At 71.8% G+C, this 16,924-nt stretch carries 15 protein-coding genes; 9 read left to right on the forward strand and 6 right to left on the reverse strand.

Going from position 1 to position 16,924, the window contains the following annotated elements; translation table 11 throughout:
* Positions 1–79: 79 nt before the first annotated feature.
* A complete protein-coding gene (locus EES43_RS25595; protein WP_124270925.1) occupies positions 80–913 on the reverse strand; it encodes a helix-turn-helix domain-containing protein in 834 nt (277 codons plus the stop codon).
* A 153-nt stretch (positions 914–1,066) separates the two neighbouring features.
* Between EES43_RS25595 and EES43_RS25600 the strand changes: the two genes are divergently transcribed.
* Positions 1,067–1,546 (forward strand): ATP-binding protein, encoded by a 480-nt coding sequence (locus EES43_RS25600; RefSeq protein WP_241192534.1) that lies wholly within the window; start codon positions 1,067–1,069, stop codon positions 1,544–1,546.
* Between the two features lie 130 nt (positions 1,547–1,676).
* Here EES43_RS25600 and aceB read toward each other — a convergent pair whose 3' ends face one another.
* Both aceB and EES43_RS25610 read right to left on the reverse strand, forming a co-directional pair.
* Positions 1,677–3,296, reverse strand: a complete 1,620-nt coding sequence (gene aceB, locus EES43_RS25605; RefSeq protein ID WP_124270926.1) for a malate synthase A — start codon at positions 3,294–3,296, stop codon at positions 1,677–1,679.
* A gap of 262 nt (positions 3,297–3,558) precedes the next feature.
* On the reverse strand, positions 3,559–4,206 hold the full coding sequence (locus tag EES43_RS25610; protein WP_124270927.1) for a nucleotidyltransferase family protein: 648 nt from the start codon (positions 4,204–4,206) through the stop codon (positions 3,559–3,561).
* A 202-nt stretch (positions 4,207–4,408) separates the two neighbouring features.
* Between EES43_RS25610 and EES43_RS25615 the strand changes: the two genes are divergently transcribed.
* On the forward strand, positions 4,409–4,711 hold the full coding sequence (locus EES43_RS25615) for a DUF5955 family protein (RefSeq protein WP_124272153.1): 303 nt from the start codon (positions 4,409–4,411) through the stop codon (positions 4,709–4,711).
* A 75-nt stretch (positions 4,712–4,786) separates the two neighbouring features.
* Here the strand turns inward: EES43_RS25615 and EES43_RS25620 are convergent, their stop codons facing one another.
* Complete coding sequence (locus EES43_RS25620) at positions 4,787–5,587, reverse strand: IclR family transcriptional regulator (protein WP_124270928.1); 801 nt, start codon at positions 5,585–5,587, stop codon at positions 4,787–4,789.
* A 480-nt stretch (positions 5,588–6,067) separates the two neighbouring features.
* Here EES43_RS25620 and allB point away from each other — a divergent pair, with 480 nt between their 5' ends.
* The 3 genes from allB to EES43_RS25635 all read left to right on the forward strand — a co-directional run bounded on the left by allB (position 6,068) and on the right by EES43_RS25635 (position 9,116).
* Positions 6,068–7,417, forward strand: a complete 1,350-nt coding sequence (gene allB / locus EES43_RS25625) for an allantoinase AllB (protein ID WP_124270929.1) — start codon at positions 6,068–6,070, stop codon at positions 7,415–7,417.
* Positions 7,414–8,604, forward strand: coding sequence for an allantoicase (gene alc / locus EES43_RS25630; RefSeq protein ID WP_124270930.1), 1,191 nt, complete (start codon positions 7,414–7,416; stop codon positions 8,602–8,604). Before allB ends, alc begins: the two co-directional genes overlap by 4 nt.
* 182 nt (positions 8,605–8,786) lie before the next feature.
* Positions 8,787–9,116, forward strand: a complete 330-nt coding sequence (locus EES43_RS25635) for a putative quinol monooxygenase (protein ID WP_124270931.1) — start codon at positions 8,787–8,789, stop codon at positions 9,114–9,116.
* A 40-nt stretch (positions 9,117–9,156) separates the two neighbouring features.
* Here EES43_RS25635 and EES43_RS25640 read toward each other — a convergent pair whose 3' ends face one another.
* Positions 9,157–9,987, reverse strand: a complete 831-nt coding sequence (locus tag EES43_RS25640) for an aldo/keto reductase (protein ID WP_124270932.1) — start codon at positions 9,985–9,987, stop codon at positions 9,157–9,159.
* Between the two features lie 290 nt (positions 9,988–10,277).
* Here EES43_RS25640 and EES43_RS25645 point away from each other — a divergent pair, with 290 nt between their 5' ends.
* Positions 10,278–10,895: a dihydrofolate reductase family protein gene (locus EES43_RS25645; protein WP_124270933.1), complete on the forward strand. Its 618-nt coding sequence runs from the start codon at positions 10,278–10,280 to the stop codon at positions 10,893–10,895.
* Between the two features lie 63 nt (positions 10,896–10,958).
* Here EES43_RS25645 and EES43_RS25650 read toward each other — a convergent pair whose 3' ends face one another.
* Entirely contained in the window at positions 10,959–11,600 is a 642-nt protein-coding gene (locus EES43_RS25650) for a TetR/AcrR family transcriptional regulator (protein ID WP_124270934.1), read from the reverse strand.
* Positions 11,601–11,749: 149 nt separating this feature from the next.
* On the opposite strand from EES43_RS25650, the gene EES43_RS25655 reads away from it, so the two are divergent.
* The 3 genes from EES43_RS25655 (at position 11,750) to EES43_RS25665 (ending at position 16,712) form a co-directional block, all read left to right on the forward strand.
* Entirely contained in the window at positions 11,750–14,668 is a 2,919-nt protein-coding gene (locus EES43_RS25655; protein WP_241192727.1) for a helix-turn-helix transcriptional regulator, read from the forward strand.
* Positions 14,669–14,994: 326 nt separating this feature from the next.
* Complete coding sequence (locus EES43_RS25660; RefSeq protein WP_124270936.1) at positions 14,995–15,261, forward strand: hypothetical protein; 267 nt, start codon at positions 14,995–14,997, stop codon at positions 15,259–15,261.
* Complete coding sequence (locus EES43_RS25665) at positions 15,258–16,712, forward strand: MFS transporter (RefSeq protein ID WP_124270937.1); 1,455 nt, start codon at positions 15,258–15,260, stop codon at positions 16,710–16,712. The genes EES43_RS25660 and EES43_RS25665 overlap by 4 nt, the downstream gene beginning before the upstream one ends.
* The last annotated feature ends 212 nt before the right edge of the window (positions 16,713–16,924 follow it).

Consider the following 16,924-nt stretch of genomic DNA (forward strand, 5'->3'; position numbering starts at 1 on the left):
CACTGCCCACCCTCGGCTCCGCTGTGGCTGCTCTTGAACCAGTGCGGCGCGTCGGCGGTTTCCGTGGTCACTTCGACGTTCATACCTCTCCCAGCAACTTTTCGATGAAGGCCAGAGACTCACGCGGAGTGAGAGCCTGCGCTCGGATGATCCCAGAGCGGGCCGCCAGCGCGCGGGACTCTTCCCGGTCGCTCACCAGTGTGCTCCGGCCCTGCACTTCCAGGTAGCCGATCTGGTCGCTGTTCTGCCGGGTGATCACGGTGAACGGGCCATCCACGCCCGCGTTGTCCTCGCGGTCGGTCGGCATGATCTGGAGTTCGACGTTGCGTTTCTGGCCGATCAGCAGCAGTTGCTCCAACTGCCCCCGGCGCACCGCACGGCCGCCCAGCCCTCGGGCCACGACGTGCTCCTCCATCACAAAGCTCAGCAGCGGCGCGGGCCAGCGGTTGAAGATGTCCTGGCGGGCCTGCCGCGCTGCGACGCGCTGTTCGATGGTCGCCTCGTCGAGCAGGGGCCGCCGCTCGGTCAGCAGCGCACGCGTGTACTCCTCCGTCTGGAGGAGCCCGTTGATGAGGAGCGTGTCGTACGCGCACAACTCGACCGCCTCCGCCTCCAGCCGCGCCGCGTCCCGGAAGAACGCCGGATACTGCGCCCGCGCCACCTCGTCCTTGCCTGCCTTCAGGACGCCGCCCGCACGCAGCAGTTCGTCGGCCTGGTCGATGAACTTGCCCGGCGGAATCCGACGCCCCTGCTCGAACGCCGCGATGGTGGAGGCCGAGTAACCGGTCATGGAGCCGAACTCCGGGCGCTCCAGCCCCGCCGCGACCCGTAACAGCTTCAGCTGCCGGCCGAAGAAGGCCAGCACGCCCGTCCCCGGCTCGTGCGCCGCATCCGGCTGATCCCGCTCCGCCATGGCCCGTACCTCCGCGCTCGTCCCGTCGGTGACTCCGCCGTACGCACGTCACGCACCACCTTGCGTACAGCGCGCGCCGCATCGCCGTACAGCCCTGGTCCGTCAGCGCGTTCCTGCTGGTCACGCTAGCGGGGTACGGCCAGGGTTTTCCTCATGAACGAAGCAATTACCCCTCCCGTGGGACGGCCCGAACCGGTGCGTGCCACCCGGGAGTTCGCGATGCGTTTCACGGCCACCCCGCGCGGCGCCCGGCTCGCCCGGCGGCTCGTCTCCCTCCGCCTGGACGAGTGGGGCCATCCGTACGCTTCCGGCCTCAACGACACCGTCACCCTGATCGCCGCCGAACTGGCCGCGAACGCCGCGCGGCACGGCCGGGTGCCCGGACGCGACTTCCACCTCCGGCTGACCGAGGCGTACGGGCCGGTGCTGCGCGTCGAGGTGTCCGACACGCGCGGCGCGGACCTGCCCCGCACACCGGGCGAGACCACGCCCGCACCCGACGTGGAATCCGGCCGCGGGCTCTACCTGGTCGCACAGTTGGCCGACCGCTGGAGCGTGACCCCCCGGCCAGGCGCTCCGGGCAAGACGGTGTGGGCGGAGATCGGCCCGCCGGGCGTGCGTACACGGCCCTGAACCCGGTACGTGCGCGCCCGCCGCACCCCGGCACGGTGGGCGCGAGGTGCGGCGGGTCGCGAGGTGCGGCAGTCGCGGCCCGGGGCCGCCCGGGGCGTTCGGGGGCGACCCCGGGACGGTCCGGCGGGTGTCAGCGCAGTTGCTCGTAGGCCGGCAGCGTGAGGAAGTCCGCGTAGTCCTGGTCCAGGGAGACCTGGAGCAGGAGGTCGTGGGCCTGCTGCCACGTACCGGAGGCGAAGGCGTCCTCGCCGATCTCCTCGCGGACGGCGGCCAGTTCCTCGGCGGCGATCCTGCGGGCCAGGTCCGCGGTGGCGTGTTCGCCGTTCTCGAAGACCACGTCCGCGTTGATCCACTGCCAGATCTGGGAGCGGGAGATCTCGGCGGTGGCCGCGTCCTCCATGAGGTTGAAGATGGCGACCGCGCCCAGGCCCCGCAGCCACGCCTCGATGTAGCGGATGCCGACCGCGACGGCGTTGCGCAGGCCGTCGTACGTGGGCACGGCGTCCAGGGAGTCGATGGCGATCAGGTCGCCCGGGGCCACCGAGACGTCCTCGCGCAGCCGGTCCTTCTGGTTCGGCCTCTCGCCGAGGACCGCGTCGAAGGAGGCCATCGCGATCGGGACCAGGTCGGGGTGGGCGACCCAGGAGCCGTCGAAGCCGTCGTGCGCCTCGCGGTCCTTGTCGGCCTTGACCTTCTCGAAGGCGACCTTGTTGACCTCGGCGTCGCGCCGCGAGGGGATGAAGGCCGCCATGCCGCCGATGGCGTGCGCGCCGCGCTTGTGGCAGGTCCGGACGAGGAGTTCGGTGTAGGCCCGCATGAACGGGGCCGTCATCGTGACCGCGTTGCGGTCCGGCAGGACGAACTTGGCACCGCCGTCACGGAAGTTCTTGACGATGGAGAAGAGGTAGTCCCACCGGCCGGCGTTCAGCCCGGAGGCGTGGTCACGCAGCTCGTACAGGATCTCCTCCATCTCGTACGCGGCGGTGATCGTCTCGATCAGGACGGTCGCGCGGACCGAGCCCTGCGGGATGCCGACGTAGTCCTGGGCGAAGACGAAGACGTCGTTCCAGAGACGGGCCTCCAGGTACGACTCGGTCTTCGGCAGGTAGAAGTACGGGCCCTTGCCGAGGGCGATCAGGCGCTCGGCGTTGTGGAAGAAGTACAGGCCGAAGTCGACGAGCGCGCCGGGCACGGTGACGCCGTCGAGCTGGAGGTGGCGCTCCTCCAGGTGCCAGCCGCGCGGGCGCATGACGACCGTGGCCAGTTCGTCGGCGGACTTCAGCGCGTACGACTTGCCCGACCCGGCGTCGGTGAAGTCGATGCGGCGCGCGTAGGCGTCGCTCAGGTTGAGCTGGCCGAGGACCACGTTCTCCCAGGTGGGCGCGGAGGCGTCCTCGAAGTCGGCGAGCCAGACGCGGGCGCCCGAGTTCAGGGCGTTGACGGTCATCTTGCGGTCGGTCGGACCGGTGATCTCCACCCGGCGGTCGTTCAGAGCGGCCGGGGCCGGCGCGACCCTCCAGGACTCGTCCGCGCGGATCGCCGCCGTCTCGGGCAGGAAGTCCAGCGTGGAGGTGCGGGCGATCTCGGCGCGTCGCCCACCGCGCCGGGCCAGCAGCTCATCGCGGCGCGGGGTGAACCGCCGGTGCAGCTCGGCCACGAACGCGAGGGCCGCGTCGGTCAGGACCTCTTCCTGCCGGGGCAGGGGCTCGGCATCGACGATGGCCGGCGTGGACGGCGCTGGTACGGGCATGAGCGGTCACTCCTTCAGCGGGCGGCGGCGTCGCACGGCCGCCGGGACGCCTGAGACGGCACGGCGTGCCAGGGCTCGGGGAGGGCGGCCGTGAGTGCCGTCTGAGGTGGGAGGGCTTCCGACGGGCTTCTGACCAGTGGATAGTAGTTTTCTCATAGTGGAAGTTCAATGGTTTGTTGATGTCGAGACCCTCCGGGGCGACGGAAACGGCCCGACGTGGCGCGGAGTGCCGCCGCCACCACGGGCCGCGCGTCCCGCCACGTCACTCCAGACGGCTCAGATCCTCCGGCGTGTCGATGTCGTACGCCTGAGCTACGTCCGAACACTCCACGAGCCTGATCGCGTCGCGGTGCTCCCGCAGGTACTCCCGCGCTCCCTTGTCGCCGACCGCGCCGGCCGCCACGTCCGCCCACCGCTGAGCGCCGAACAGCACTGGATGCCCGCGCTCTCCGCCGTACGCGGCGGCGATCAGATCCGCCCGCGACCGGCAGGCGGAACGCACCCGGGCCACCGCCTCGGCCCCGATCCCCGGCTGGTCGACCAGCAGCACGAGCGCCGCGTCCGCCGACCCGTCCACTGCCTCGTCGGCCGCCGTCACGTCCCTCGCCGCCGTGTCCGCCAGTGCGGCCAGGCCCAGCCGGAGCGAGGTGCCCATGCCCCGCTCCCAGTCCGGGTTGAGTGTCACCACACAGCCCGCGAGGTCGGCGCGGGCGCGCACCCGGTCGGCCCCCGCGCCCAGCACCACGTGGAGCGGTCCGCAGCCGCCCTCGCGCAGCGAGCGCAGGGCGTGTTCGACGAGAGGACTGCCGCGGTCTTCGAGCAGCGCCTTGGGCCGCCCGCCGAGCCGGCGACCGCCTCCGGCGGCCAGCAGCACCCCGGCGACCCGCGGAGGTGAAGTGTCAGAAGCCATGTTCCCTGGATACCACCGGCCCCTTCGCACAGGCGACGCGCAAGTCACTCTCAGGGGGAACCCTGATTTCTGTCTGTAGAGTGGCGCACACGCCCTGTCATGGCGTTAACTTGCGCGCAGCGCCAGGCACTTGGTCATGGTCCTGGGCGCGGGGGACACACCGGCACAGATGTGCGCGAGGGGGAGTGCTGTGTTGCGAAGCGTGGGGCAGAAGCGGATCACCGGCAGCGTTGATGACCCGAGGGTGGCGGAGCTGCGTACGGCCGTCTCCCGGCTCCGCCGTAAACTGGCCGGACTTCCCGTGGACTTCCCGGACCGGCCGATCGCCGAGGACGAGCTGGCGGCACTCGATGCCATGGCCGTGCGCGGCGTGCCGGAGATTCCCCGGCTGCGCCGGTCGCTGCTCCTGATCGCCGGCTCCATCGGCTCGGTCAGCGCCCTCGCCGCCGGCCTGCGCGAGGTGCGCAACGCGGTCGACCTCTTCGGGGAGCCGCCGCGCACCTGAGCCCGGGGCTCACAAGCGTGGCTCCGGGATCACCAGCGTGGCTCCGGGATCACGCGGCCGGGCGGGGAGCAGGGCTCAGGCGCTCGGGCCGCTGCTCGCGAGCGCGTCCGAGAGTTCCTTCGCCACCTGTTGGAGGATCGGCACGATCCGCTCCGTCGCCGGCTCGGTGACCCGGCCCGCCGGACCCGAGATGGAGATCGCCGCCGAGGTGGGGGAGTTCGGGACCGGGACCGCCAGGCAGCGGACCCCGATCTCCTGCTCGTTGTCGTCCACCGCGTAACCCGCCCGGCGTACCTGCTCCAGGGCCTCCAGGAAGCCCTCCGGCGTGGTGATCGTCTTCTCGGTGGCGGCGGGCATGCCCGTCCGGGCGAGCAGCGAGCGGACCTCGTCGGCCGGAGTGTGTGCGAGGAGCGCCTTGCCGACGCCGGTGGAGTGCGGCAGGACCCGGCGGCCCACCTCCGTGAACATGCGCATCGAGTGCTTCGAGGGGACCTGGGCGACGTAGACGACCTCGTCGCCGTCCAGCAGAGCCATGTTCGCCGTCTCGCCGGTCTCCTCGACCAGTCGCTGGAGGTAGGGGCGGGCCCAGGTGCCGAGCAGCCGGGAGGCGGACTCGCCGAGCCGGATCAGCCGGGGCCCGAGCGCGTACCGCCGGTTGGGCTGCTGGCGAACGTAACCGCAGACCACCAGCGTCCGCATCAGCCGGTGGATGGTCGGCAGCGGCAGTCCGCTGCTCACGGACAGCTCGCTCAGTCCGACCTCGCCCCCGGCGTCGGCCATCCGCTCCAGCAGGTCGAAGGCGCGCTCAAGGGACTGCACCCCACCGCTGGAACCGGAGGGCTTGGAGTCGGCAGTGCTGGCGTGGGACGGCGGCACGTCAACGGTCCTTTCGAAGCGGAAGGCGAGGCAGCAGCCTACCGGGCGGTCCCCGATCGGCCCACAGCTCCCCGGGGGCCGTCCGGGCCGGTCAGGGACGGTTCCGCCCCGGTGTCGGCGGTCGGCGGGGCGGTTCGGCGACGCCTCTCCCCGTCCAACTTACCTTCCGCAGTCCGAAAGGAGACTTTTACTCTGTGGAAATCTCCAGAGGTCCGGCGCGCGAGGTCTTCGGGGAGGTATTCGGAGACGTATTCGGCGAGGTCTTCGACGGGGTCTTCGATGGTGCGATCGGTGGGGTGAAGGGTGGGGCGACGGGCGGGCGATCCGTCGAGTCACCGGTGGTCCGCCGTCTCCGGGCGCGGCAGGGTGGGTCTTGACGAGGGTGATGCGCGCGTGAAGACTCCCGATAGTTTCAACAGTTCGTTGAATTCCTGGAGTGAACTGGTGTGAACTGGTGTGAACTGGTGTGAAGGAGCACAGGTGTCCGATCCGGACGTGACCCTGCTACTGCGCTCGACGCGCGTCGTCACCCCCGAGGGCATCCGTCCGGCCTCCGTCGCCGTCGCGGGCGGTGTGATCGACGCGGTCCTGCCGTACGACGCCGACACGCCCGGCGGCGCGCGGCGGGAGGACTTCGGCGACGACGTCCTGCTCCCCGGACTGGTCGACACGCACGTCCACGTCAACGACCCGGGCCGCACCGAGTGGGAAGGCTTCCACACCGCCACGCGGGCCGCGGCGGCGGGCGGCATCACCACGCTCCTCGACATGCCGCTCAACTCGCTCCCGCCGACCACCACCGTCGAGCACCTGCGGATCAAGCAGCGGGTCGCCGCACCGAAGGCGCACGTCGACACGGGCTTCTGGGGCGGCGCGATCCCGGCCAACACGAAGGACCTGCGCCCGCTGTACGAGGCCGGGGTCTTCGGCTTCAAGTGCTTCCTGTCGCCCTCCGGGGTGGAGGAGTTCCCGGAGCTCAACCAGGAGCAGCTGGCCCGCGCCATGGCGGAGATCACCGGATTCGGCGGGCTCCTCATCGTGCACGCCGAGGACCCGGGCCACCTCGCCGACGCCCCGCAGCGCGGCGGACCCGCCTACGCCGACTTCCTCGCCTCCCGGCCGCGCGACGCGGAGAACACCGCGATAGCGGGGCTCATCGCCCACGCCCGGCGGCTGAACGCCCGCGTCCACGTCCTGCACCTGTCCTCCGGCGACGCCCTGCCGCTGATCGCCGCCGCCAAGCGCGAGGGCGTCCGCGTCACCGTCGAGTCCTGCCCGCACTTCCTCACCCTGACCGCCGAGGAGGTCCCGGACGGGGCCACCGAGTTCAAGTGCTGCCCGCCCATCCGCGAGGCCGCCAACCAGGACGCCCTGTGGGCCGGGCTGGCGGACGGCACCATCGACTGCATCGTCTCCGACCACTCGCCCTGCACCACGGACCTGAAGACCCCGGACTTCGCCTCCGCCTGGGGCGGCATCTCCTCCCTCCAGCTCGGGCTGCCCGCCGTCTGGACCGAGGCCCGCAGGCGCGGCCACGGCCTGGACGACGTCGCCCGCTGGATGTCCGCCGCCCCGGCCGCGCTCGCCGGACTGTCCCGCAAGGGCGCCATCGAGGCCGGCCGCGACGCCGACTTCGCGGTCCTCGCCCCCGAGGCGGCCTTCACCGTTGACCCCGCCGGACTGTTCCACCGCAACCAGGTCACCGCCTACGCCGGCCGGACCCTGCACGGGGTCGTGCGCTCCACCTGGCTGCGCGGCGTCCGCATCGCGGCGGACGGCGTCCTCGCCGAACCCGCCGGCCGCCTCCTCGAAAGGAACGACCGATCATGACGGACGCCGCGACACCGCGCTTCACCGGCGACGCCCGCCCGTACGGGGGCGGCGACCCGTACGCCGACCACCGCACGGCCGACTTCCCCTTCGCCCACCTCGTCGACCTCGCCGACCGCCGCCTCGGGGCCGGGGTCATCGCCGCCAACGACGAGTTCTTCGCCGAGCGCGAGAACCTGCTCAAGCCCGGACCCGCCGTGTTCGACCCGGAGCACTTCGGCCACAAGGGCAAGATCATGGACGGCTGGGAGACGCGCCGCCGCCGGGGCGCGTCCGCCGCCGAGCCGCACCCCGCCGCCGACGACCACGACTGGGCGCTCGTCCGCCTCGGCGCGCCGGGCGTCGTGCGGGGCATCGTCGTGGACACCGCGCACTTCCGGGGCAACTACCCGCAGGCCGTGTCCGTCGAAGCGGTCTCGCTGCCCGGCTCCCCGTCCCCCGAGGATCTGCTCGCCCCCGACGTGAAGTGGACGACGCTCGTCCCGCGCACGGCGGTCGGCGGCCACGCGGCCAACGGCTTCGCCGTCGACGCCGAGCAACGCTTCACCCACCTGCGGGTCAACCAGCACCCCGACGGCGGCATCGCCCGGCTGCGCGTGTACGGAGAGGTCGCCCCCGACCCCGCCTGGCTGACCGCCCTCGGTACGTTCGACCTGGCGGCGCTGGAGAACGGCGGCCGGGTCGAGGACGCCTCCGACCGCTTCTACTCCCCGGCCGCCAACACCATCCAGCCGGGCCGCTCACGGAAGATGGACGACGGCTGGGAGACGCGCCGCAGGCGCGACCGGGGCAACGACTGGATCCGCTACCGGCTCGCCGCGCGGTCGGAGATCCGGGCCGTCGAGATCGACACCGCCTACCTCAAGGGCAACGCGGCGGGCTGGGCGAGCCTGTCGATCCGCGACGGTGACGGTGACGGCGGCAGCGGCAGTGGCGACGGCAGCAGCGGCGACGGCGGAAGCGGTGCCGGGAACGGGAGCGGAGACGCGTGGACGGAGATCCTGCCCCGTACCCGGCTCCAGCCCGACACCAACCACCGCTTCGCCCTGGAGCGGCCGGCCTGCGGCACGCACGTGCGGATCGACATCTTCCCCGACGGCGGCATCTCCCGCCTGCGGCTGCACGGTTCGCTCACCGACGACGGCGCGGCGGACCTGGCGGCCCGGCACCGGGAACTGGGCGGCTGAGCGGGGCCGCTGGGCGCACGTACCGCGAGTACAGGGGCTGCCCCGGCGCGCGCACCGCGATCGCGGGGCATCGCGGTGTGCCCGACCGGCCCGTACCTGAGGGTGTGTCACCCTGGTCGGGGTGCGGCGAGCGGCCCGCCGGCACAGCGCCGCACCACCCGACGTCCCGACCAGGAGCAACCATGATCTTCATCGCCGTCAAGTTCACCGCCCTCGTCGCCGAGCGCGACAACTGGCTTCCCGCGCTGGAGGACTTCACCGTCGCCACCCGCAGCGAGCCCGGCAACCTCTTCTTCGACTGGTCCTACAGCGTGGAGAACCCGAACGAGTTCGTCCTGCTCGAAGCCTTCGCCGACGCGGCGGCCGGAGAGGCGCACGTGAACTCCGACCACTTCAAGGCGGCGATCGAGACGATGTCGGAGATGGTGGCCGAGATCCCCGAGATCATCAACGTCGAGGTACCCGGCGATCAATGGTCCCGGATGACGGAGGTCACCCCGCGCAACCGCTGACCGGAGCGGCCGGCCGCTGACTGCTGGCTGCTGACCGAGGTCAGAACTCCTCGTGCGAGTCCGGATCGCCGCCGAACCGCCGGCGCCGCCCGGAGGTGATCGTGGTCAGCTCCTGCTCCGTCAGCTCGAACCCGAACAGGTCCAGGTTCTCCCGCTGCCGCCCCGGGTCCGCCGACTTCGGGATCGGCACCGCGCCGATCTGCGTGTGCCACCGCAGCACCACCTGGCCGGGGCTCACCCCGTGGTCCGCGGCGACCGCAGCGATCGAGGGGTCCTCCAGCACCTCGCGACCCCGGGCCAGCGGGCTCCAGCTCTCCGTGACGATGCCCTTCGCCGCGTGCACCGCGCGCAGCTCCTCCTGGGGCAGCAGCGGATGCAGCTCGATCTGGTTCACCGACGGCAGCACGCCCGTCTCCCGCTCCAGCCGCTCCAGATGAGCGGCGGTGAAGTTGGATACGCCGATGGAGCGGACCAGCCCGTCCTCCCGGAGCCTGATCATCGCCTTCCAGGTCTCCACGTACTTGTCGAGACGGGGGAGCGGCCAGTGGATCAAGTACAGGTCGACGTAGTCGAGCCCGAGCCGGGCGCGCGACTCCTCGAACGAGGCCAGCGTCTCCTCGTACCCGTGGTGCCGTCCGGGCACCTTCGTGGTGACCCGCACGTCCTCGCGCTCCACGCCGCTGCGGGCGATGCCCCGGCCCGTACCGGTCTCGTTGCCGTAGTTCAGTGCCGTGTCGACGAGCCGGTAGCCGAGCCCCAGGGCCCCCGCGACGGCCTCCTCGGCCGCCGCGTCGTCCAGGGGATAGGTGCCGAGGCCCACCGCAGGAAGCGTGGTGCCGTCGTCGAGCGTGTGAACCGGCGCTTCGCCCATGGTCCGTCATGTCCTTCCCGTCCGTCCCGTCCGGCCGTGTGCCTCGTCCGGCCGGACGCCCGTCTGCCCGTCTGTCCCGTCCGGCCCTCCCGCCGCCGTCCGGCCGTCGGTGCCCGTCCCGGTCAGCGTAGGCGCGCGGCCGGGACGGGGCAGCTCGACGTTCCGCCGGGGCGTCGGACCGATGAGTCGCCGCCGGTCGTGCGGTCATAGAAGGGCAGAGACCACGAGGTGCGACCGCCGGCCCCCGACGACGCCGGGGCGGTGCGGACGCCGGACGAAGGAGCTGTGCCATGGCCGATCTGACACTCACCACTTTCCTGTCCCTCGACGGCGTGTACCAGGCCCCCGGCGCGCCCGACGAGGACACCGGAGACGGCTTCGCCCACGGAGGCTGGGTGGCCCCGTACGCCGACGAGGACCTGGGCCGGTTCCTGGACGAGGGCTTCCGGCGCTCCGCCGCGTTCCTCCTCGGCCGCCGCACGTACGACATCTTCGCCGCGTACTGGCCGAAGATCACCGACGAGGACCACCTGATCGCCGCGCGCCTGAACGGACTGCCGAAGTACGTCGTCTCCAGCACGCTCCAGGACCCGCGATGGGCGGGGACCACCGTCGTCGCGGGTGACCTCGTGACCGAGGTGACCCGGCTCAAGGAGCGGACGAGCGGCGGCGAGCTCCAGGTCCACGGCAGCGGCCGGCTGGCCCGCGCCCTGCACGCGGCGGGGCTCGTCGACGTCTACCGCCTGATCGTCTTCCCGGTGCTGCTCGGCTCGGGCCGGCGCTTCTTCCCGGAGGGCGGGGCGCCGACCGCACTGGAGCCGGTCTCCGGCCGCACCACGGCCCGTGGAGTCGAGATCCGGACCTACCGGCCCGCGGGACCGGCCCGGTTCGGCACGGTCGGCGCGTAGCCGGAGCACGTGCGCCCTCGCCGTACGCCGTACGCGCCGCCGGAGGCGGTCCCACGGTGGGTCCTACGGTGCGGGCAGCGCGGTGGGGCGGGTCGCCGCGCCGCGCAGTCTGGCCAGGATCGCCCGCTCGGCCTTGGCGTATCCCAGGCCGTTGTGCTGGAGCACCGACTCCGCGTTGGCCAGCTCCAGGAAGGCGATCAGCTCGAAAGCGAGCTGGCACACGTCGGTGTCCGCGTCCAGGTCTCCGGCGGCCCGCGCCTCCTCGATCGTCTGCTCGACGAAGGTGACCCAGCCGGTCTGGGCGGAGGCCAGGGCGTCGTGGACCCGGCCGCCGCGGGCGTCGAACTCGGCGGTGGCCGCGTAGAAGAAGCAGCCGCCGCGGAAGACCCGGTCGCGTGAGTAGGCGATCCACGCCTCGCACAGCCGCCGGACCCGGCCGAGCCCCGGCGGCGCCGAGCGCGCGGGCCGCAGCACGTGGTCGACGAAGACCGCGACCGCGGCGCGCACCGTGGCGAGCTGAAGCTCCTCCTTCGAGCCGAACAGCGCGAAGACCCCGCTCTTGCTCAGCTTCAGCTCGGTGGCCAGCCGCCCGAGGGACAGCCCGTCCAGCCCTTCGACCGACGCGATCTGCACAGCTCGTCCGAGAATCAACTGCCGCGTCTGATTGCCGCGTTCGACGCGCCCGTCCGCCCGCACTGCCGCCATGTGACCACTCCGTGCCTCAGGGTTATCGAGGCGTCAGTCTAAGGGCTGTCCCGCCGTCCCCGGCGGGCGTGCGACGACAGCTACGGCACCTTGCCGCGTCACCGGAACGTCCGCATACGTCCAGTATGCGGACGCTCCTCCGTCGTGTGATGCACCGCATCCGACGCCGTACGTTGATCCACCAGGGATTACGGGAGAGCCCTCAGAGGGCGTCGGCAAGGCCCGCGGTATCCCTGTGTCCGGGAGGAACGACCCTTGAGGGATCGCCTGGCCCTCCGGGGTGGCGCGGGCCGACGGGCTCACGCCGCCGGCCCGTGGACTTAGGCTGTCACCATGAGGGAACCGCCTTGAGCAGTCGTCGCGACGTGGGAGCCTTCCTTGCTCAGGGCCTGGGCCGTGCCCTCACCCCCGGCTCGCAGGGACCGTCGGCGTTCGTCGTCACGGGTGCGACCGGTGCGGGTAAGAGCCGGACGTTGCACGGTGTGTGCTCCGAGCTGCGAGAAGGGTTGTCGGACGCCGCGACCTCACTCCGCCAGGTCGGCGCAGCTCACTTGGTGGACAGGGGGCCGTACGGGCTGGCGAACAGCCTTCTCGGCCTGGACCTTGGGTCCCCGCTACCGGCGGACGCCGAGGACAGGTTGCTGGCACGTCTCGACGCGCTGTGCGCGACAGGTCCGCTGGTTCTTGTCATCGACGACGCGCATGAGGCCGACGCCGCCTCACTGGCCGTGCTGAACCGGATGGCGGCGGCATCCCGTCATCTCCCGCTCGCCCTGCTCGTGGGCCGACGGCCCAGCCCCGAGCGGGAATACCTCAAGCGCCTGCTGTCCAGCCCCGTCGTCCACGAGACCGTGCTTCCGTCATTGGACGCGACGGATTTCGACGCCTTGGTACTCGAGCGCACAGGGAAAAGGCCGACCTGCCGCTTGCGCTCGGCACTGTCGCCGCACCGGGACAACCCCCTGCGCCTGATCACCCTGCTCGACGACCTGGACCGCGCCGGCGTTCTCAGCGCCGGTGCCTTTCTGGACCTGTCTCCCGGTCCTCAGGCGGACGGCATGGTCCGGCGCTCCCTGGACGAAGCCGTCACGACCGCCGTGCAGACCTTGGAGGGCCTGACCAGAGAGGTCGCACGGATCGCCGCCGTCCTCGGGCGGCCCGCGGCGGTCGAAGAGATCGCGGAGATCGCGGGACGGGAGCCGATCAGGGTCGTGGAGGCCGTGCGGGTACTGGTCGACCGCGGAATGGCGTCGTTCGACGCCGACGGGTTGCTGGGCTTCACCCATGCCGGGTACCGCGACGCCGTCGAGCGGACCGTCCCCGCCCCGCTGCTGAGGGTGCTGCACGACGCCGCTGCCCGGCGGGCGGACGCCCCCGACCGCACCCGGCACGTGATCGCATCCGGAGCCACTGCGAAGGCAGTCCTCTCAGCGGTCCAGGACGCCGAGCACGAACTCGCCCACGCCCCGGCCGTGGAGGCGGACCTGCTGGCCGTTCACACGGGGGCGACGGGGCCTTCGACGGCCGGTGCGGCGCTCGCCATCCGACGGGCGCGAGCGCTGTCCCGCTCGGGTCGGACGAGCCAGGCGAAGACCGTGGCGCGCACGGCCCTCAGTCATGCCGCCGAGCCGCGGCAGGTCGAAGAGCTCCGGAGGGTGCTGATCTTCGCACTGACCGCCCAGGGCGAGGCGGAGGAGGCCCTTTCCCTGGTGAACAGGACCATTGGTGAGGCGTCGTCCTCGCATACGCGTGACGTCCTGCAACAGCACCGCCGCCAGCTGACGCAGCTCGGCGGTCTGGAGCCCCTGGCTCTGCGGCCACTCACCGCGGATCCGCTCACCCTGACGCCGACCGGCCTGGCCTCGGAGGCAGTGCGCCTGTGTCTCACCGGGTCCCCGCATCTGGCCGTGGAACTGGCCTGGGAGGCTTCGCGCCGGAACTCGTCGTCCGATGCCTACGCGGATGAAGGAGCTTCCAGCCACATCTGGCCTCCGTTCGTCGAACTCTCAGCCAACGGCCCGCGAGCGGCCTACGACGCCATGCGGGAGGTCCAGCGGCTGACGGAAGAGCGTGCGGCCCATTGGCCAAGCCTCCCTCAGCAACTTCTGCGCGGATCGATCGACATGAACGCAGGCCGGTTGGACGACGCGGCCGCCGCTTTCGACGCCGGTCTGGAACTCGCGGACTCGACGGAGTTCGCCTGGACCTCGCACGCCGTGGGATCACGAGCCATGATCGATGTCCTGCGCGGCGATCCCGACGCGGCCGAGGCGCGGCTCGCGGACTGGCACAGCGAGCCGAGGCCGCTCATATTCGGCCTTCCGGAACCCGGGCGAGCAGAGGTGTCGCTGCTGGGGGCCCGCCGACGGCACGCGGAGGCCGCACGTCTGGCCCGTACCCTGTGGCGAACCGCGACCGAGCGGCATGCGTACACGTGGCTCGCCACCGTGGCACCGGAGTTCAGCCGAACAGCGCGCCTGGGAGGCGACGAGGACTTCTGCACGGCGATCGCCCAGGACTTGCGGCATCTGCCGCGTCCGCTGCCGCCCGCGCTCGCGCCCTCGGTGCACCTGGCGGAGGCGCTCGCCTGTCCGGACGTCGACGTCGCGACGGCGAAGGCACGCGCCGCCGCGGTGGACGCGCACTCGGCGGGCGAGACGCTCACGGCGCTGACCGGGTGGGAGGAGGCGGCGGTGGCCTCCGCGAAGGGGGTTTCCAAGGATCAGGCACGGCAGTACGCACGGCGGGCTCTGGAATGCGCCTCGCAGGTCGGCGCGTTCGGTGTCGCCCGAAGGATCAAGGGACGACTGCGCTCCCTCGACGTACGCCTGAAAGACACCCGCAACCGTCCTCGCCCGCTCACGGGGTGGGACGCCCTGACCTCCACGGAAACCCAGGTCTGCGAGATGGTCGCCTCCGGCCTGTCCGGCCCGGACATCGCTCGCGCGCTGTCCGTCTCGACTCGCACGGTGCAGACACACGTTTCCCACAGCCTGGCCAAGCTCGGCCTGGCCACCCGTATCGAACTCGCAGCCGCGGTCCGCGCACTGTCACAGCGTCAGCCCTGAGGGGCCGGCCCGGCCTCGGCGGCCGTGACCCGCGCGGTGCGGGAACTGAGCCCACCGACGCGGCCCCGTCCGCGGCCCATACGGTCTCCCGGACCGGCCCCCGGCCGCGAGGTCCGGCCGGACCTCCGCCCCGGCGTGCGTCTCCCCGCCGGCGGACGAAATGAACGGCGGGAAGCGGCCTGCCGCACCGACACGCCCACAGTGCGCCGCGTGCGGCACGGTCTCTCGCGGATGGCCCCGAGATCTCTGTCATTCGACGGATGTCAAGTCCTGCCGCGCGGGCCAGCATGGCGATGCACCACTCGTTCCGCTATCGGAGAATAACCGTGAGAGTCGCCCTTCCTCTGCTCGGCCCGGCCCCCCGCGACCTGTTCGCGGCGAGTAGCGCCGCTCTCGGCGTCGACGCCTCGGACCGGGCGGCACCGGCCGCCTGCCTTGGACCCGGCCCCCTGTTCCTGAGCCGCTCGTCCATCGATGGCGTGAAGACCGCCGACGCCGCCGGAGCGGCCGTCCACGGCCCGCTCCGGGGCACGGACGTCACCGACGGGGGAGCCGGCTCGGAGCTGCGGACAGAGACGCGAGTACGAGCATGACCGCACAGCACGCGCGTACGAGCACGACCCCGAATCAGGAGCCCCTCTCAGGCCGGCCGAGCCGCGCGGCCTGGACGGCGCTCGTGGCCATGACCGGCGGACTGGCCATGATCATGCTGGACCAGACCGTGGTCACCGTGGCACTGCCGACGATGACGGAGTCCCTGTCGTTGTCGGCGAGCGGGCAGCAGTGGGTCATCAACGCCTACGTCCTGGCCATGGCGGCGACCGTTGCCATGGCAGGCAAGCTCGGCACCAAACTGGGGCCGGTCACCACGTTTCGTATCGGCATCTGCGTCTTCTTCGCGGCCTCCGCACTGTGCGGGCTCGCACCGGCCGCCGCGGTCGGACCAGCCTGGCTCATCCTGGGCCGCATCGCCCAGGGCCTCGGGGCGGCGCTGATGATGCCCGTCGGCTCAAGCATCGTGATGGATGCCTTCCCCGTCTCCATGCGTGGCCGCGCCATGGGCCTGTACGCGGGCATCGGCCAGCTCTTTCTGGCTCTCGGCCCCCTTCTGGGCGGAACGCTGACCGAATGGGTCAGCTGGCGTGCGGTGTTCTGGCTGAACGTACCCGTCGGCCTCGCCGCTCTCCTGCTGATACGACGGGCCTGTCCGGCCAACCCCGCACAACCGGCGCTGTCGGTGTCCGTCCCTCAGACACTGCTGCTCGTGCTCGCAGTCGGCACTACCGTCTACGGGCTTCAGGAGGCGTCCGAGTGGACATGGGGCTCAGCCCGCACCCTCTTGGTTCTGGCCGCCGGAGTGTCGCTGACCGCTCTCTTCATCATCACGCAACTGCGCTCCGACGACCCTCTGGTGAAGATCAGGCTGCTGGGGCTCCGCAGCTTCAACGGGAACGTCATCGTGCTGCTGGCCACGCAGTTCAGCATGCTCGGGCTCGTGCTGTACTCGTCGCTGTACACGCAGAACCTGCTGGGATACGGCCCGGTCCGCTCGGGCTGCGCTTCGCTGGCACTGATCCTGCCGCTCATGCTCGGCGCCCAGGCAGCGGGACGCTGGTACGACCGCTCAGGACCGCGACCTCCACTGCTGACCGGGCTGTTCCTGACGACCGCCGGCACCCTCCTGTGGGCCCTGGGCCTCACCGAGGTCGCGTACCTGCCCAGTGTTCCCGGCATGATCCTGGTCGGTCTCGGGCTGGGGCTCGTCATCTCTCCGGTCAACACCGACGCCCTCAGCCGCGTACCGGCTGCCGACCGCCCGCAGGCATCCGGCATCGTCCAGACCGTCCGCCAGCTCGGCGGAACCCTCGGGGTGGCCGTCATCGGCGCGGTCATCCGGCTGTACCCGGTCGCGCCCGCCGACGGCCTCCACGACATGGCCAAGGCCATCCAGTACGGGTACTTCGTCGCCGCCGCGGTCCTCGCGGCGGGCCTGGTGGCAGCGATGTTCCTCCTGGCCAAGGGAAAGCCCGACATGACGGACTGAATTCCACGGCCCCTCCGTCGCCAGGTCCGCGGGGCCGTGCGAACGGCCGACGCCACCGCTGCGGCGGACAGCCGGTTCACGGAAGCCGCCCGATTCCCCGCCGTGGAACCCCCTGCCCTCCCAACGCCGCACGGCGACGAGAGGCGAAAGGAGAGACCCATCATGCACGTCCCCACGAGGGGTCCGCCGGATTCCGGTCACGTTGCACGCGG

Source organism: Streptomyces sp. ADI96-02 (assembly GCF_003846185.1).
Lineage (GTDB): Bacteria > Actinomycetota > Actinomycetes > Streptomycetales > Streptomycetaceae > Streptomyces.

Bases quoted from the DNA above. Each gene is read 5' to 3' on its own strand.
- EES43_RS25595 (WP_124270925.1), bottom strand. From the start codon at position 913: ATGGCGGAGCGGGATCAGCCGGATGCGGCGCACGAGCCGGGGACGGGC.
- EES43_RS25600 (WP_241192534.1), top strand. From the start codon at position 1,067: ATGAACGAAGCAATTACCCCTCCCGTGGGACGGCCCGAACCGGTGCGT.
- aceB (WP_124270926.1), bottom strand. From the start codon at position 3,296: ATGCCCGTACCAGCGCCGTCCACGCCGGCCATCGTCGATGCCGAGCCC.
- EES43_RS25610 (WP_124270927.1), bottom strand. From the start codon at position 4,206: ATGGCTTCTGACACTTCACCTCCGCGGGTCGCCGGGGTGCTGCTGGCC.
- alc (WP_124270930.1), top strand. From the start codon at position 7,414: ATGACGGACGCCGCGACACCGCGCTTCACCGGCGACGCCCGCCCGTAC.
- EES43_RS25635 (WP_124270931.1), top strand. From the start codon at position 8,787: ATGATCTTCATCGCCGTCAAGTTCACCGCCCTCGTCGCCGAGCGCGAC.
- EES43_RS25640 (WP_124270932.1), bottom strand. From the start codon at position 9,987: ATGGGCGAAGCGCCGGTTCACACGCTCGACGACGGCACCACGCTTCCT.
- EES43_RS25645 (WP_124270933.1), top strand. From the start codon at position 10,278: ATGGCCGATCTGACACTCACCACTTTCCTGTCCCTCGACGGCGTGTAC.
- EES43_RS25650 (WP_124270934.1), bottom strand. From the start codon at position 11,600: ATGGCGGCAGTGCGGGCGGACGGGCGCGTCGAACGCGGCAATCAGACG.
- EES43_RS25655 (WP_241192727.1), top strand. From the start codon at position 11,750: ATGCACCGCATCCGACGCCGTACGTTGATCCACCAGGGATTACGGGAG.
- EES43_RS25665 (WP_124270937.1), top strand. From the start codon at position 15,258: ATGACCGCACAGCACGCGCGTACGAGCACGACCCCGAATCAGGAGCCC.